Annotated in this window: 1 pseudogene; it reads left to right on the forward strand. The window is 56.4% G+C overall.

What is annotated here, in order from left to right:
• A pseudogene (locus tag AF337_RS04365) lies at positions 1–255 on the forward strand (alpha/beta hydrolase); the annotation flags it as partial.
• Positions 256–305 lie beyond the last annotated feature (50 nt).

Consider the following 305-nt stretch of genomic DNA (forward strand, 5'->3'; position numbering starts at 1 on the left):
GCGGCCACCCAAAAAGCGCCGCTTGCCGGTACCTTTGGTGACGTCATCACCGCGCCCGCCTGGCGGAAGAAGCCATCCTGGTATCAAATAGCAAGTGAAGACAGGATGATTGCTCCCGAAAATCAGAGGGCAATGTCGGCTCGTCTCAATGCTCGGAAAGTCATGACCTTGGAAGCAAGTCATGCTTTGCCGCAATCAAAGCCTCTGGAGGACGCGGCCTTGATCGATGAGGCGGTCATGGCAGTCTCAAAGTAAGAACAAGGCGCTTGTGGCGGGGGCGTGAGAATAAGCGCACCCCTGCTTTC

This window comes from Rhizobium ecuadorense, from assembly GCF_001187535.1.
GTDB lineage: Bacteria > Pseudomonadota > Alphaproteobacteria > Rhizobiales > Rhizobiaceae > Rhizobium > Rhizobium ecuadorense.